Raw genomic sequence first — 14991 nt, 5'->3', positions numbered from 1 at the left:
AGGTTAAAACGAAGTTAAACAACTGACTTGTTGAAATACTGTTTTAATTAATTCTGCTTGAGTGAAAGGTTTGGTTAAATATCCTGATGATTTAACTAATTTAGCACGTGCTTTGTCGAGGAATCCTGTTCTACCTGTCACCATGACTATGGGTGTATGGCGAAATTCTGGATGTTTACGTAGTAACGAACAAAGTTCATAACCGTCTAAATTTGGCATTGAGATATCGAGTAAAATAATGTCAGGTTTGGCACGAAGGATTTGCATTAATGCCTTGAGTGAGTCTGTGACACCTACAACTTGAAATAATTCTTTGTCTAAAAAGCCTTGCATTGCTTTTATTATTGTTGGACTGTCATCAATGCACATGACTTTATAAATCTTATGTGTTTCGTCCGACTTAATTTCATTCAAAGGTACATCTCGATGTGTAGCTGTATTATCAGTATTTTGGGCAGGCGCCTTGACTTGTGCGTCGATGTAGTTATTAACTGGTAAGGATGGCGCTTTTGTAGTTTCGGTGTACTGATTAATTTCTTTACGAGAAGATTGTTGAGGTAATTGAGGTTGGTCGAAACTATTGAGTTCTTGCTCACTTAAATCTGAGAACAAATAATTGCTGGTGCGATACACTGGGTGAATGAAATTACCAATTTTTCGCGCACGTTGCTGGCAAAGTCGGGCAATAGTAGAAATATCAATATGAGTAAACTTGGGTAAATCGTCTAAAAAACTATTGGGCAAAAATTCATATATACCATCTCGGAGTTTAAGGAATGAATCCATAACTTCGAGTGCTAACTCTTCGATTAATTGCTTAACTTGGGATGCATCTATATATTGCTGGTCAAGTAACCAACATATTGCTAAATAGCTCGAACAACCACCATCATCATGATGACTATCAAAAATCGCTTTTAGTTGATTACATACCTGATTGTTTAAATTCATATCAGGACTTACCTGCTGTAATTTTTTGTAGAAAAGATTCCACATTTCATTCAACTGACAAGCATAAATTAATTTGCCTTCCTCAAAATATATTGACCACTGTTGTGAAATACTAAAGACCTGTAACTTCCCACTGACATAATCTTGCGAAATTTTTTGTAAGAACGATAAATGTTCAAGAGGTTGAAAAAATTTCTGCCTACCAAGATTAACTGTATTCATTGATTCTTGATCTAAAGTAGATTTACTCATGGCAATGAATGTGAAGAATTTAGAGGGTGGACAAATAAATACCGACAAAATAACGCATTCTCCAAGTTATGAAGACTGCATGATTTACTGAAATTATTTTTTTAGTATCTATTTAGTTGTAAATACGAATAGGGAACGGTGAAAACTTGGTAATATATATTACTTTCGTCAAATAAATTATTTTATAATTGTAAATTGAATGCAAATGGATTTGTTTCTTTAATGTACCATAATCGAGTTTACTATGAAACAACCTTAAATTAAAAAATACGCACAATTTTTATGCCAATTTGGCTTACAAATCTGCTACTAGTGTTAATACTAAAGTCATTTTAGTTATTATTTTTAGATGGTTATAAATTATTTTCAGTGTTTATACGTAATTAAGCGGAAGTATTTTTTTTGCATTCGTGTTATTGTATACATGTATTTTTTTTGACTTTCATGTCTTTGTAATTCGCTAAAATCAAAGAAATGTTGAATTTATGTGTAATTAAAAATACTATCTATTTATATTATATGCGTGTTAAAAAATAATTATTAATACAAACTTGATGTATATTTTGTTTTTAATATCTCATCTTTGGGGAATGTATATTTGATACTTAATCCCCCCAACCCCCCTTAATAAGGGGGGCAAATTTCCCCTAAAGTTATTGGGGGTTAGGGGAATCGAGTGGTCATTTAACTGGATGTCATGCCAAGATGTTGCAGTTATATTTTAAGTTTGTAACTAGAAGCTGGCTAAAATGTTTGAAAAATATGGCTTATTGTCTAACTTTGCCCAAGCAAGGGGTTTGCATTTATCGTTTTTGCTGCCAGGAGTTTTGATTTACGCGGTTTTACTTAATGCGACTATTAACAGTGTTTATGCTCAGGCGCCTGATTTGTCGCCGAATAATGGTACAATTCCGACTCCAGTAACTGGGGCGGCGACTAATGGTACAATTCCAACGCCAGTAACTGGGGCGCCGACGAATGGTACAATTCCGACTCCAGTAACTGGGGCGCCGACGAATGGTACAATTCCGACTCCAGTAACTGGGGCGCCCACAACAAATTTATTAGTACAGCCAGGAGTACCAAGGGTCAATGATGTGATTACTTGGTCTGGGGATGTGGAGTTTAGATACGAGCCTCAAAAAATTACTGCGACTGCTGAGAAAGCAGAATACTATAAATTGGAGCAAAAAGTCGTTTTGACGGGTAAAGTCAAAATTGTGCGAGCAGGACAACAGTATGAGGCAGAAACTGCTACTTTTTTCGTAACCAACGAGTTTAAGATGACGGCTGATAAAGTAGCCATGCCCGAACAGTAAATTTACCTGTAATTAGTAAATTGTAAGGCAACTGGGTATTCTTCTTGCTTGAGTCGAGTTATGACAGTTTGTAAATCATCTTTATTTTTAGCGCTGACGCGAACAGCATCACCTTGAATTGATGCTTGTACCTTTTTGAACTCGTCACGAATTAACTTAGATATTTGCTTTGCAATTTCTTGACTTATACCTTTTTTAAGGGTTACTTCGTGACGAACGCGGTTACCTGAAGCTGATTCAATTTTGCCAAACTCAAAGATTTTCTGTGATAGATTACGCTTTGCAGCTTTTTCGCGCAGGATACCTTGTACTGTATCGAGAGTAAATTCGCTGTCGGTATTGATAGTGATATTTTCGTCACCTAATTCAACAGTGGTGTTAGTGTCTTTGAGGTCGTAGCGACTTTTAACATCTCGCACAACTTGGTCTATAGCATTGACTAACTCTTGTCGGTCAAAATCGCTGACAATATCAAATGAATAGGTTGAAGCCATAACAGTTTTGGTGTGAGAAATAGGTATGCTTGGGTTGAAGTTGTAAAGGTATTTGAGCTAGGGACGTGAATGCCCCTAACTCTAATTTACTAACCTTTAACTTGAATAAGACTCTGAATAAACAAAGTTAACGAACAGAGTCCACCCACAGCAAACATTAAGGAGCGCAAAATGGGTATATTCAGAATATAGAAAATAGAGTACAGCAATCGCGCGATGACAAAGGCAATTGCTGCGACTGCTGAAGTCTGTGAATTAACACCAGTTACATAAGCCATTAAAGCTGCTACGGAAAACACCATAAACGTTTCAAACGAATTTTGGTGTGCCCAAGTTGCTCGTTGTGCGTAAGGAGGTAATTTATCAAACATTGCGCGAGGAGCAGCCATATCGTAGCCTACGCGAAAACGACCATAGCTGACTACTAGAAATGGAGCGTAAATCAGCACAACGCTAGCGAAAATAGAGTATAAAAAAATGGCTGACACGGCTAACTGTAAATGTTAATTGTAATTTGTGATGCATGGACAAGTGAATCTAAAGCCCTCAGTCTAAAGTCTATAATCTAGAATTAATACAACTAACTCTTGACTGTTGACTTAATGACTGCCGACTTTCAGTAAAGTTAATCAAAGTAAAATAAAGTTACCACCTTCCTCTGTTCTTCAGCTTCTCTACATGTTTGTAACAAGGTGCGGCTATCGTGAAACGCAAAACAGATAAGCTGCTGGCAACGGGAGACTATCTCCTTATTGCACAGATAGCTAGCTTCTGCCAGGGCCAAACTATCATTAGTTGGATTTTCCACAAGATGCATTACCTGTTCAAGTTGTTGGCGCGATTCTATCGGCTGACGGTTTAGACTTTGTGGTAAAATTACCGTCAAAAAATTGGGGTCAGCACGCATTGCTCCCTTAATTGCGGCAGAATTGGTGCCGGTTGCACCCGAAGTGATAATGCGGTTGCCTGATAAAACTAAGGCATAAGTCATCATCTCTATCAGACTCTGATGCGTAATGGGGACGTGACGCGAACCCAGCAGTGCAATTCGTTTAGAACCTGTCTGCTGGATAGTCGCCAACTCTTGCGCTAACGTATCGATATTATTAATAAGGTCTGTTGACTGGCTCAAAGACGGATGCTTCGCACTTCTTAAACAACCAAGATATTTTAGCAGAGATAGCGCCTTTACTCGCGCGCGCTTACTCAATACTTAAGATTCCTCAACATTCGCAGCTTCACCCAACTACTACCCTACGTAATGAATGGCGCCCTATATTGCTTTACAATCACCTACAGTACCATTCGTATCAAATTCGTAGGTTGGTTTACCCGTAAGCGCAACCCAACAAAACCCCGAAAATCGAACGGCGCCTCACCATAAGTATATTTAAAACTTTAACCAAAATATTTAAGTTAAAATATATCTAACCATAAATCATTTGTAAAAATCTCTGAGGGAGATTATACAAGTAGCCAATTTCTTACCTAAACTTCCCTATAGCTCTCCAATATAAGCAAGTTTCTGAACTATTACTTTTTTATAGATATGTTACAGTTTCGATACAATGCCAGATACAATTTTCAATATGAACATACTTGACGAACAAACTAACTATATTGAAGAATTATATCTAACATCTACTTTTTAATTTGTATGTACGCACTTAAGTTCGAGCTAAAATTAAATAATAAAGAGCAAACTTATTTGCGTGGTTGTGCAGGTTATAAAAGATTTGTTTGGAATTTTGCTTTAGAACTATTAAAAGCGTCTTGGCAGTTTGAAGGTGTTAGTGCGAGTGATGCAAAGCGTCTCAAAGAAATTAAGAAAGTTTTTAATAATTATTTGAAAACTCTGCCTGAATATAGTTGGATGAATGATTACCCATCTACCATCTATCAGTCGGTGTTTCAAGACTTAGGCAAAGCTTTAACAAATTGTCGAGAAGGTAGAGCCAATATACCAGTAAGAAAAGAAAAGAAGAAAGGAGATAGCTTTACAGTTTATAGGACTTCTGGTACTTACCTAGAGAAAGGTCAGCCACCTTTGCCTTTTAGTAATCGTCAAGTTTTACAACCAGGTAAGAAAATTACTTTACCAGGTCTTGGAACTTATCGATTAAAAGAAAAAATACCTTTTATCTGTTCTTCTCAAACCTTTACTGTCACAAGAGTTGCAGATAAATGGTTTGTTAGTTTTAACATTGATGCGGAAAAAATACCACCAATAATACATTTAGTTGCAACTGCAACAGGTATTGATTTAGGTGTTAAAACTTTTGCAACAGTTGTAAATTCAACAGGTGATTACAAAGATGTAGAAATTACGGCTCCCAAGCCCATGAATCAAGCGAAAACCAAGCTGGGCAAACTGCAATATCACAACCGTAATAAACAATTAGGGAATCGTAATTTGGGAGTAAAGGCTTCAAAGCGTGCCAAACGTTTTTATGCTAAATTAGCCCGTCAACATCGACATATTGCTAATCAACGCTCCTGTTTCCTACATAAAACAACTTTTGATTTAGCTTTTGTATACGCGCATTTAAGAATTGAAGATTTAAATGTTGTTGGCATGATTGCTAATCACAAGCTATCATCCTGTATCAGCGATTTAGGTTTCTATGAATTTCGCCGTCAGCTAACTTATAAATGTGAGTGGTATGGTAGTAAATTAGAAATTGTTGACCGATGGTACCCATCATCTAAACAATGTGCATTATGTGACACGAAAAATAATGAATTAACCTTAAGCGACCGTGAATTTTGGTGTATAAATCCAAATTGTGCTTTTCATCACGAGCGAATAGACCGTGATAAGCACGCCGCATACAATTTATCGGTCGCACCAGACGAATATGTACGACTGGCTAAGTCGGAAGATATGCCCGTGGACAAGAAGGAGCCGACTCCCTTGGAAGAACCTGCGCGTTAATAGGTAGGAAGCGGGAAAAGAACACTAATGCTTGCTTTGTAGTTAGGCGCGCCTAACTTTGGGTAGGTTTAGATAAGTTTCTTGTAGCAGAACCTCCGGTTTACACGCATTGTAGAGACGTGATTAATCACATCTCTACATCTATATGTTTCATAAATCCATCCTGAGCTAAATTTCTTCAATAGAAAGTATAGGCTTTCTTATACCGTATCTCTTTTCCTCACCTAGTTTGATATATAATTTTTTGTCATATTCTTTAAACTTATCTTCGTTCCATAATTCAATTGAGTTACACTTTAATAAAAAATGAGATGATGATTCTTTAATAATTAGAGCTTCTAAATCTTGTAAAATTGTCATTTGATCTATATTGACATTTACATGATTATCAAACTCTAAAAAATCACAATTATAAAAAGCTAAAAATAATTTTTGTTGCTCTATATTTACACTTACTGCTAAAAGTAATAATTTATCCCATCTATCATATCGAAATAAGCTTGCCGTACCATTTGCTAATGATGGGTAATTATCGGTAAACTTGACTTCATGTGTATCCATTTGCTTATTAATCGATGTATATGTATATAAATATTGCAACCAATCTCAATAAGAAATATCTAACTGTTAACTACGTCTTTACCATTTACAATTTCAATTACACTAAATAAAGGGCATATTACTTCAAAGTTGTCTCGAACGTAAAATTTGTATAAAGTCCGACAACTTCCTATTTCTTCTTTAGAATCAAATTCAATTGTCAAACCTTTAAAAATCCATTCTCTATGAGTTTTGACATAAGTAACATGCGCGAATTTTATCAGAAAATATCTACTATTTTTTTCAATAAGTAGGTATAATTCGCGAAAACTAGGGCTGTAAGAAAATAATGTCACTTTTAACCCAATAAAATAATCTGTAATTTTTTGAAAAATTTTTACCCTATCTTTTGTTTCAATATCCGAGTACATCATGTGCCAACTCCTTGAATTAATATAATAGTACTTGCGGAATAATTCGTTGATTCAATCAAGTCAAATTAATATAAGGAAAACTACCCAGCAGGAAAACTTCGTTTACGTTCCTTGGCATGACAATCTTAGATGCTTCGTTCCTTGGCATGACAGTCTTAGATGCTTCGTTCCTTGGCATGATAATCAGATGCTTCGTTCCTCAGCATGACAATGAGATGCTTCGTTCCTCAGCATGACAATAATTAGATGCTTCGTTCCTCAGCATGACATAGGTGTAGTTATGGCATTAAGATTTTAATTTATTTTGTTTTTTAGGACTTCGGATGTGCCTTGTGATAACAGGCGTGTGCGTAGGTTATTTAAGTTATTAGATGGGTCTTGTTGTGTTTTGAAGCTTGCTACACCTGGTTTTGGCGCCTGTATTGTTTGAGTGAGTTGGTTGTAAAGTTGTGGGTCTGCGGCGAAGTGAAATGCTAGTTCTTTGCCTATTTCTTTTAGTCGTTTGGGTAGTTGGTTTGGTGTTGTTTGTAGTAATTGAGCTAAAGATAATTTTAGCATTGTGTTATCGGGTGTTTCTTCTGAATCTTCTTCTGGCTGGTTATTTACTAGCTGTTGCTCGAATAGATGGTTGAATGTATTTATGCCGTTATCTATTGGTGAGTGTTGTTGTAGTGCTATTGCTGGCGCCATGAGTGATTGATTTTGATTGTCTGGTAATGGGGAGTCTAGTACTTTTTCGGCATTTACAAGTCCTTCACCAAATCTATTGGGTTTCCATGTGGGAAATTTTTCACAGCTATCGCGCAATATTTGATTAAATATGAAGGGTATTTTTTCGGCGCCGTATCGCTGAATAAGTTGGTCGCGTCCATGATATGAAAGCCATAATGCTGCTACACCCGCAATAAATGGTGCTGAAAATGAAGTACCATCACCTTGGTTAATATCATATTCCAATCCGGTATCGGTCTTGTTGGTTTTTGCGTACCAAACACCGGCACCTGGCGCCGTTACATCTACTTGTCTACCACGTGATGCACCAGACCATACTTCGCGTCGTACATTACAACCTGTTACGGCGATGACTTCTTCGTAAGCAGCAGGCCAAACTACAAAGGGAACTGCGGTGCCAGATGCGGCAACAATAATTACACCTCGCTTTTGAGCATAAATTATTGCACTTCGCAAGCGCTGACTAGGAAAAGCTGTCCCTAAACTAATTGAAATTACGTGAATACCGTTATCTGCTGCGTATTCAATCGAAGAAGAAATATTGACAATACTGATTAGTACAACTGATAAAGAAACTCGTAAAGGAACTAATTTAGCACCAGGCGCCACGCCCGTAACGCCTTTGGCGGTTGGGTAATTTGCTTGTGAAGCTCTAGTACTAATAATAACGCCAGCGGTTGATGTACCATGACCAGGATTGTTGATTATTTCATTTGGAGATGTTTCAAGCTCGTCTACTGGGTCTTTGTCTTGTCTGAGAAAGTCGAAGGCTTTATTTAGAAGTAGATTTGAGATAATTTCTGGATGTGGTGTATAACCAGTGTCGGGATGCCCAATAAGAATTCCGTCTCCTGGCAATTTATTGGGGTCGGGGAAAAAGCGTTGCCATGTTTCAAAGACGCGAAGTTGTTTTAAAGGCCAATCAACATCGCTACTTTCATCGTTTATATTTTGTTGGTTTGGGTTCTCAAATCCTGTAAGGCGCCGTGAAGGTTGATTTGTATCCTGATTAAAATTTTGGGTTGGCTGTACTGGCATAGCTACGGGAACAGCAAACAGTGGTTCTGCGTACACTACACCAGGTTGAGAGCGCAAATAATAAGCTTTGTCCCAAGCTTCTTTGGTGGATAAAGTGTTTGCATCACTGTTTGTAATTTCAAACTCAGTACCATTATCACCAATTAGCTTAACTTCCCAATCTGAACCAAGTGCTTGGGTAATAATTTCCTGGCATTTCGCTTGCTGCCCAGCCATGACCATTTGCAGGAAAAAGCCTTCAAATATAGGAGTATTATTAGGGTTACTTGGTTGTCCGTACATATTGCTTCTGAATTGACGAGTTAGTACTTTATATATACACGCACAGGGCGAACTGTTTACGCAAAATCTATCAAAAGAGGCATTTTCATGGGAATCAGGCGCCGTGGTTTAGTGGCGCCAAAATATACACTACACAGGCAAGGATGCCTGTGCTACAACGTATCGGAATTAATGACGTGGAGTACTAGATAATTGCTGGTACTGGGTGGAAGAAAAAGGCGAATCCTAGGACTGTGTATGCTGCTAGTAGTAAAGTACCTTCTAACCAGTTTGATCTACCGTCGGAGCTGATTGTGTTGGCAATGAGTACTGATACGGTTACGGCTACTAGTTCAAATGGTTTAAAATCCAAGTCCATTGGTTGACCGAGGAACTTGCCTGCGATAACTAGTACAGGCGCCACGAAAAGAGCAATTTGCATACTCGAACCAACTGCGACCGATAGCGATAAGTCCATTTTATCTTTCATGGCTACCGTAACGGCTGTTGCGTGTTCAGCAGCGTTACCAATGATAGGTACTAATATTACCCCAGTAAATAATGCAGTTAAACCAAGTTGTGATGTGGCAACTTCTAAGGAATCAACTAAAAGTTCTGACTCAATTGCTACGAACAAAGTACAAACTAGTAGTACACCAGTCCAAAGCCACATATTCGGCTTTCCGTGCGTAGCTTCTAATGCATCGGTTTCGGTTTCGGCTTCGGCAATACCCAGTTCATATAAATATGAGTGAGTTTTCATTGAAAATAATAGAGTTAATACATATACAACTATCAATACTATTGCTACGGCAAATGAGAAATTTTGTAGTGTTTGCTCGCTAATTCCTTGCGATGTATAGTTCATAGCTGTTGGCAATAATATCGCGATTACAGCTAGGTTCATTGAGGCTGCATTTACACGCGCAACAATTGGCTGAAATTTTTGCTCTTTATAGCGTAACCCACCTAGTAACATCGCTAAACCCATAACTAGCAACAAGTTACCAATGATTGACCCTGTAATGCTAGCTTTAACTATATCGATTAAACCAGCATTGAGTGCTACTAGGGCGATAATTAGTTCTGTAGCATTACCGAAGGTGGCATTTAATAACCCACCAAGCACAGGACCAACAACAACGGCAATTTCTTCTGTAGCTGCACCCATCCAAGCAGCCAAAGGCAATATGGCCAAGCCGGCTGTAACAAAAACCGCCAACTCTCCCCACTCTAGATAATGTGCAGCTAGAGAAACAGGGATAAATAGTAACAACACTAAGAATATTTTATTTTTGACTGACATTTTTCACCTTATTTAATAGTTCGGAGTGCTGAGTGAGGAGTGAGTCGTGCTGAGTGCTAGGAAAGCAGAGTTTTTGGCAACCAATGGTTGTCATTTCGGTAAGTTGAGGGTGCAGATTTACTTGTAATAACGGTTTTAACTCATAACTCATAACTCATAACTCCTAACTCTTAACTCCTAACTTAGCACTCAGCACGACTCACTCATAACTCATAACTAAGTCTCTAGCATAGTCTTTTGCATGTGCGTACATGGCTCCGAATTTTCACGGTTTTTTCTTTTTGTTTTCTTTTGTAAAGTTTAATTATGTTTTAATTCGGATTCATAATCATTTTTAGCAAAAATTTAAATAAAAAGCAAAAATTATATCTTAACTATGCTGTTTAATAAATTAAGACACTATTAAAATTCTTGCGAAATACAGAAAAATATCCTCAGTTGAAGGCTTTTCAAATTCCTAGGATATATTGGCGCCTTCAGAAATCACTCCCCTTGGTGATGTAGATTACCCACAAAAGTAGAATTACTATAGGACAATAAGGATTTAAGGTTGAATAGTTGTTACATGTACTGATTCTGTGGGAACGCAACTGTAGAGAATTTTATATCGACTGTCTAGTACAAAAGCGCAAGTTTATCAAAATACTGGAATAATATTGCATGACTTCTGCTGCTGAACTGCCAGCTAGCTCTGGCTCAATTTCGATGCCGCATTCGACTGATGTAAACCCACTATCTACTACTATGGGTGTTTATGTTGCGGTACACGGGCATTTCTACCAACCACCACGCGAAAACCCTTATTTGGATGCGATTGAGCGTCAAAGCGGCGCCGCGCCTTTTCATGACTGGAATGAGCGGATTCATCACGAGTGTTATCGTCCGAATGCCTTTGCTAGAGTGCTTAACGACCGGGGCGAAGTCGTGGGGATCATTAATAATTATGAGTATTTAAGTTTTAATATCGGCGCCACTTTGATGTCGTGGTTAGAAAAACACGATGTTGAAGTTTATCAGCGGATTTTAGAAGCTGACAAAAAATCCTCTGTGCGGCTCAATGGTCATGGCAACGCCATAGCACAGGTGTATAATCACATCATCATGCCATTGGCGAACGAGCGTGATAAGTATACGCAGATTCGATGGGGTAAAGCAGACTTCAAAGCCAGATTTGGACGTGATCCCGAAGGAATGTGGCTGGCTGAAGCTGCTGTAGATTATCCAACAATAGAAGCTTTGATTGCAGAGGGGATCAAGTTTATAGTCCTGGCGCCATCACAAGCACAACGCTGTCGTTTAATTCCAACTCACGATAACCCAAACACAGAATGGCAAGAAGTAGGTGGAAGTCAAATTGATCCCACACGTCCATATCGGTGTTATTTAAAGGGGGAAAGGAAACAGGACTTTATAGATATCTTTTTCTATGATGGCCCGATTTCTCGCGATATGGGATTTAGTGATGTTGTTTATAATTCTAGTCATTTTGCTGGACGCATCGGTGCAGCAGTACGCGGGGATCATCGTTCTTCACAATTAATTTCGGTGGCAACTGATGGTGAAACCTTTGGACATCACAAAGGTGGAACTGAGAAGACACTCGCGTTTGCTTTTATTGGGGAATTTCCTCACCGTGGTTGGACGGTGACAAACTTTGCTCATTACCTAAGTTTAAGTCAGCCAACGATGGAAGTTGAGTTAAAACCTATTACCGCTTGGAGTTGCGCTCACGGTGTTGATAGGTGGCAAGAAGATTGTGGTTGTGGTGGCGCCCCTGGATGGCATTTAAAATGGCGGCGCCCATTACGCGATGCTTTAAATTGGTTACGCGATGAGTTAATAAAAGTTTACGAAGATTACGGTCGAAAATTATTTACCGACCCTTGGTTAGCACGTGATGAGTACGTTGCAGTTATTAGCGACCGTAGTCAAGAAAATATTAATCGTTTTTTGTCCCGTCACCAAAACCACAAGTTGACAAAAGAGGAACAAGTTGATGCACTGCGTTTATTGGAAATGCAGCGTCATTCGTTATTGATGTTTACAAGTTGTGGTTGGTTCTTTGAAGAACTTTCGCGTCCTGAAGGTACACAAATTCTTCGCTATGCTGCTCGTGCGTTAGAACTTGCTGGTGATGTCGCTGGAGTACAACTTGAACATAAATTTGTCAAGCGTTTAAATGGGGCGCCTAGCAATATAGAATTATTTGGACATGGCGCCGAAGTTTATCGACAGCTTGTAATTACAGCACAAGTTAACTTTAGACAAGTTGCTGCCCAATACGCTATTAGCTCACTGTTTAACAAGCAGTCACAGTATCAAAACTCCAATTACCAAAAACACATATATTGCTATACAGTCTCCGAACAAGACTTAGAGTTGCAACGTATGGGCGCCATGACTTTGGCGGTTGGACATTTGAATCTAGTATCAGAAATTACCTGGGAAAGCGAGCATTTGGAGTTTGCCGTTTTGCATCTGGGTGGATGGGATTTTCACTGCTGCATTCAACCATTTGAGGGAAGACGCACTCACAGCAACTTGAAAGAAAAGTTGTTTAATGGTCTACAATCTGCCTCAGCCGCAAATACCATTTTGGTAATGACGCAGTTATTCGGCGATGGTGCATATAATTTACAAAATCTTTTTGCTGAAGAACGGCACCGAATTATGCGGTTATTGAGCCAAGAAACATTAAGCCGACTAGACCAACTTTACACACAAACGTATCGGGATAATTACGGAATTTTAATGGCATTCCATCGCGATGGTTTGCCGGCGCCGCAAGAATTGCAAGTAGCGGCAGATATTGCTTTAGGACATCGCTGCATGACAATATTACGCGCATTAGAACAAGATATTTTAGAACGCGCGAATATTACAAACCATCTCGTAGAGCTAGAAGCAGCAGTCACCGAAGCAAAACACCTACGGTGTAGACTAAATATCCCAGAAGGGAAAGTTTTGCTAGAACAAGTTATTCTCAGAAACCTTTGGCAGCTATTACATGATGTCTACGGCAACTTAGAAACAGATATTCAACAGTTCGAGCGTTTAGTTTGCGCTGCACATCAACTTAATATCGGTATATCTCTAGACAAAGCGCAGGAACTTTATTTCCACTATCTGCAAACCCATGTACTACCAAAAGTAAAAGCAAGCATAGCAAACCATCAAGATACAGCTCAATATCGACAAATACTTAAACTAGGCGAAAAGTTGAACGTTTGTGTAAGTCCTTGGCTAAACAAGTTACCTTAAAAACTTAATTCTTGTGGAGTGGGCATCTTAATCTTGTGGAGTGGGCATCCCGAACCGCCCACATTTACAAAAATAGCAGTTTGTACTATTACGTACCAACTGCTATTTTTGTTTAATTTTCCTTTTATGAATGAATATAATCTCGGATTTGTCAAGAAAATTATTATTAGTTTTGTGTTAGTTTTGGATGATTTCTGGGAATTCTATGTACATGTCCATGTAATTAAAGACACATGCCACTTACAGTGGTATGAGGAGTTCCTTAAATGAATCGGAATAAAAAAATAAATACAACCGTGGTTTCGCTTAAACATAGAAGTTCCATACGTAATATCAGTAGACTAATAGCACCTGGATTATTTTCAGCTGTTTTGCTGAGTTCGACTGCTAGCTACGGTTTTATCGTAGAGGAAAAACCAGAAGTAGCAACTCTTGATAAAACTGACGTAACTTCATCGCAAAATCAACTTCTTGAAAAGTTGCGCGCTCATGCACGCAGTAGATATGCTGACGTACAAAGAGAACTAATTGTTAAGCAACCTATATCGTTATCTGAATTTAATCGAGATTTCAATAAAGTTTCTAACAAAGAAGACTCGAAACGTTATTCAAAGTTACTAAATGCTCTGAAGCCATTTTCTCAGCAACAGGTAGCTCAAACAGATTCTTCGGGAACTGTTGGGGATAGTTTTGGAGAACTTAATAAATCGCGTGAAGACCTGCTAATAGAACCTATTGTCATTGAAACTAGAACGAGTCGCAGGGTTGCTCCTGCTTCGAGTGCTGGGACTCCAACAGGTTACGGCGCCAGTTCCAAACAAGCTTATATTGGTGGTGGGGTGAGATTTCCGTTTGATGGAGACCGCGATAGAGTTGATGGTTCGCTATCATTTGGTTTTGGTGAAGGTGATGCCATTAACTCATTAGGTGTTGAGTTTAACTTTAATATCACCAGCGTTGGTGGTGGTAATTTTAATGATTTTGACTTTGGCGACAGTGGCACAATAGGCTTTAAATTACATAAATACTTTGGAAGAGGCACAGCTGCTGCATTTGGATGGTCTAACCCAATTCGCTGGGGAGATACTGTTGCTGCTAATGCGACAGTTTACGGGGTAGTTACCCAAGCGTTTCCACTTATATCGAATCAACTACCTTTGACTGTTTCTGTTGGTGTAGGCAGTGGCGCCTTCCGTTCTAAGGGTGCAATTCTAAATGGGGAAAACACTCCTAACTTATTCGGAAGTGTTGGTTTACAAGTCACACCCGAAATTTCTTTAGTGAGCAGTTGGACTGGCAACCGCTTAAACGTTGGCGCCTCAGTAGTACCAATCAAAAAATTTCCTTTAGTAATTAATGCCATTTTCACAGATGTCACCGATAATTTGAATGAAGGTTCTGGCTTGACAATTGTCGCAGGCTCTGCATTTCAGTTTTAAAGCTTACCTATCCTACAAACAAAACAACA

15 protein-coding genes are annotated in these 14991 nt (G+C 38.6%); 5 read left to right on the top strand and 10 right to left on the bottom strand.

Features of this window, described 5'->3' with window-relative positions:
• Nucleotides 1-3 precede the first annotated feature (3 nt).
• Nucleotides 4-1203: a response regulator gene (locus tag DSM106972_RS14950; RefSeq protein WP_127081451.1), complete on the bottom strand. Its 1200-nt coding sequence runs from the start codon at nucleotides 1201-1203 to the stop codon at nucleotides 4-6.
• A 749-nt stretch (nucleotides 1204-1952) separates the two neighbouring features.
• Between DSM106972_RS14950 and lptC the strand changes: the two genes are divergently transcribed.
• Nucleotides 1953-2522: an LPS export ABC transporter periplasmic protein LptC gene (gene lptC / locus DSM106972_RS14945; protein WP_127081450.1), complete on the top strand. Its 570-nt coding sequence runs from the start codon at nucleotides 1953-1955 to the stop codon at nucleotides 2520-2522.
• Nucleotides 2523-2524: 2 nt separating this feature from the next.
• Here lptC and DSM106972_RS14940 read toward each other — a convergent pair whose 3' ends face one another.
• The 3 genes from DSM106972_RS14940 to DSM106972_RS14930 form a co-directional block, all read right to left on the bottom strand.
• Nucleotides 2525-3016: a YajQ family cyclic di-GMP-binding protein gene (locus tag DSM106972_RS14940; RefSeq protein ID WP_127081449.1), complete on the bottom strand. Its 492-nt coding sequence runs from the start codon at nucleotides 3014-3016 to the stop codon at nucleotides 2525-2527.
• Between the two features lie 89 nt (nucleotides 3017-3105).
• Nucleotides 3106-3504: an MAPEG family protein gene (locus DSM106972_RS14935; RefSeq protein WP_127081448.1), complete on the bottom strand. Its 399-nt coding sequence runs from the start codon at nucleotides 3502-3504 to the stop codon at nucleotides 3106-3108.
• Between the two features lie 137 nt (nucleotides 3505-3641).
• Nucleotides 3642-4148: a DNA recombination-mediator protein A gene (locus tag DSM106972_RS14930; RefSeq protein ID WP_073617728.1), complete on the bottom strand. Its 507-nt coding sequence runs from the start codon at nucleotides 4146-4148 to the stop codon at nucleotides 3642-3644.
• Between DSM106972_RS14930 and DSM106972_RS14925 the strand changes: the two genes are divergently transcribed.
• Entirely contained in the window at nucleotides 4136-4354 is a 219-nt protein-coding gene (locus DSM106972_RS14925; RefSeq protein ID WP_127081447.1) for a hypothetical protein, read from the top strand. The two genes, DSM106972_RS14930 and DSM106972_RS14925, sit on opposite strands and share 13 nt — an antisense overlap.
• A 319-nt stretch (nucleotides 4355-4673) precedes the next feature.
• Nucleotides 4674-5951 (top strand): RNA-guided endonuclease InsQ/TnpB family protein, encoded by a 1278-nt coding sequence (locus DSM106972_RS14920; RefSeq protein ID WP_127081446.1) that lies wholly within the window; start codon nucleotides 4674-4676, stop codon nucleotides 5949-5951.
• Between the two features lie 168 nt (nucleotides 5952-6119).
• On the opposite strand, the gene DSM106972_RS14915 is transcribed toward DSM106972_RS14920, so the two are convergent.
• The 6 genes from DSM106972_RS14915 to DSM106972_RS51380 form a co-directional block, all read right to left on the bottom strand.
• On the bottom strand, nucleotides 6120-6512 hold the full coding sequence (locus tag DSM106972_RS14915) for a hypothetical protein (RefSeq protein WP_127081445.1): 393 nt from the start codon (nucleotides 6510-6512) through the stop codon (nucleotides 6120-6122).
• Between the two features lie 59 nt (nucleotides 6513-6571).
• Nucleotides 6572-6925: a hypothetical protein gene (locus tag DSM106972_RS14910; RefSeq protein WP_127081444.1), complete on the bottom strand. Its 354-nt coding sequence runs from the start codon at nucleotides 6923-6925 to the stop codon at nucleotides 6572-6574.
• Nucleotides 6926-6980: 55 nt separating this feature from the next.
• Nucleotides 6981-7103: a hypothetical protein gene (locus tag DSM106972_RS54900; RefSeq protein ID WP_267901113.1), complete on the bottom strand. Its 123-nt coding sequence runs from the start codon at nucleotides 7101-7103 to the stop codon at nucleotides 6981-6983.
• A 116-nt stretch (nucleotides 7104-7219) separates the two neighbouring features.
• Nucleotides 7220-8977: a S8 family peptidase gene (locus DSM106972_RS14905; RefSeq protein WP_127081443.1), complete on the bottom strand. Its 1758-nt coding sequence runs from the start codon at nucleotides 8975-8977 to the stop codon at nucleotides 7220-7222.
• 184 nt (nucleotides 8978-9161) lie between these two features.
• Entirely contained in the window at nucleotides 9162-10262 is a 1101-nt protein-coding gene (gene cax, locus DSM106972_RS14900; RefSeq protein ID WP_127081442.1) for a calcium/proton exchanger, read from the bottom strand.
• A complete protein-coding gene (locus DSM106972_RS51380) occupies nucleotides 10246-10413 on the bottom strand; it encodes a hypothetical protein (RefSeq protein ID WP_158632825.1) in 168 nt (55 codons plus the stop codon). The genes cax and DSM106972_RS51380 overlap by 17 nt, the downstream gene beginning before the upstream one ends.
• Before the next feature lie 509 nt (nucleotides 10414-10922).
• Between DSM106972_RS51380 and DSM106972_RS14895 the strand changes: the two genes are divergently transcribed.
• Together DSM106972_RS14895 and DSM106972_RS14890 are read left to right on the top strand one after the other, a co-directional pair.
• A complete protein-coding gene (locus DSM106972_RS14895) occupies nucleotides 10923-13523 on the top strand; it encodes a DUF3536 domain-containing protein (RefSeq protein ID WP_127081441.1) in 2601 nt (866 codons plus the stop codon).
• 266 nt (nucleotides 13524-13789) lie between these two features.
• Entirely contained in the window at nucleotides 13790-14962 is a 1173-nt protein-coding gene (locus DSM106972_RS14890) for a hypothetical protein (RefSeq protein ID WP_233787238.1), read from the top strand.
• The last annotated feature ends 29 nt before the right edge of the window (nucleotides 14963-14991 follow it).

This window comes from Dulcicalothrix desertica PCC 7102 (assembly GCF_003991905.1).
GTDB lineage: Bacteria > Cyanobacteriota > Cyanobacteriia > Cyanobacteriales > Nostocaceae > Dulcicalothrix > Dulcicalothrix desertica.
Note: the sequence above shows the minus strand (reverse complement) of the source record. Positions and strands in the feature narration are given on the sequence as shown.

Bases quoted from the DNA above. Each gene is read 5' to 3' on its own strand.
- DSM106972_RS14950 (WP_127081451.1), bottom strand. From the start codon at position 1,203: ATGAGTAAATCTACTTTAGATCAAGAATCAATGAATACAGTTAATCTT.
- lptC (WP_127081450.1), top strand. From the start codon at position 1,953: ATGTTTGAAAAATATGGCTTATTGTCTAACTTTGCCCAAGCAAGGGGT.
- DSM106972_RS14940 (WP_127081449.1), bottom strand. From the start codon at position 3,016: ATGGCTTCAACCTATTCATTTGATATTGTCAGCGATTTTGACCGACAA.
- DSM106972_RS14920 (WP_127081446.1), top strand. From the start codon at position 4,674: ATGTACGCACTTAAGTTCGAGCTAAAATTAAATAATAAAGAGCAAACT.
- DSM106972_RS14915 (WP_127081445.1), bottom strand. From the start codon at position 6,512: ATGGATACACATGAAGTCAAGTTTACCGATAATTACCCATCATTAGCA.
- DSM106972_RS14910 (WP_127081444.1), bottom strand. From the start codon at position 6,925: ATGATGTACTCGGATATTGAAACAAAAGATAGGGTAAAAATTTTTCAA.
- DSM106972_RS54900 (WP_267901113.1), bottom strand. From the start codon at position 7,103: ATGCCAAGGAACGAAGCATCTAAGACTGTCATGCCAAGGAACGAAGCA.
- DSM106972_RS14905 (WP_127081443.1), bottom strand. From the start codon at position 8,977: ATGTACGGACAACCAAGTAACCCTAATAATACTCCTATATTTGAAGGC.
- cax (WP_127081442.1), bottom strand. From the start codon at position 10,262: ATGTCAGTCAAAAATAAAATATTCTTAGTGTTGTTACTATTTATCCCT.
- DSM106972_RS51380 (WP_158632825.1), bottom strand. From the start codon at position 10,413: ATGAGTTATGAGTTAAAACCGTTATTACAAGTAAATCTGCACCCTCAA.
- DSM106972_RS14895 (WP_127081441.1), top strand. From the start codon at position 10,923: ATGACTTCTGCTGCTGAACTGCCAGCTAGCTCTGGCTCAATTTCGATG.
- DSM106972_RS14890 (WP_233787238.1), top strand. From the start codon at position 13,790: ATGAATCGGAATAAAAAAATAAATACAACCGTGGTTTCGCTTAAACAT.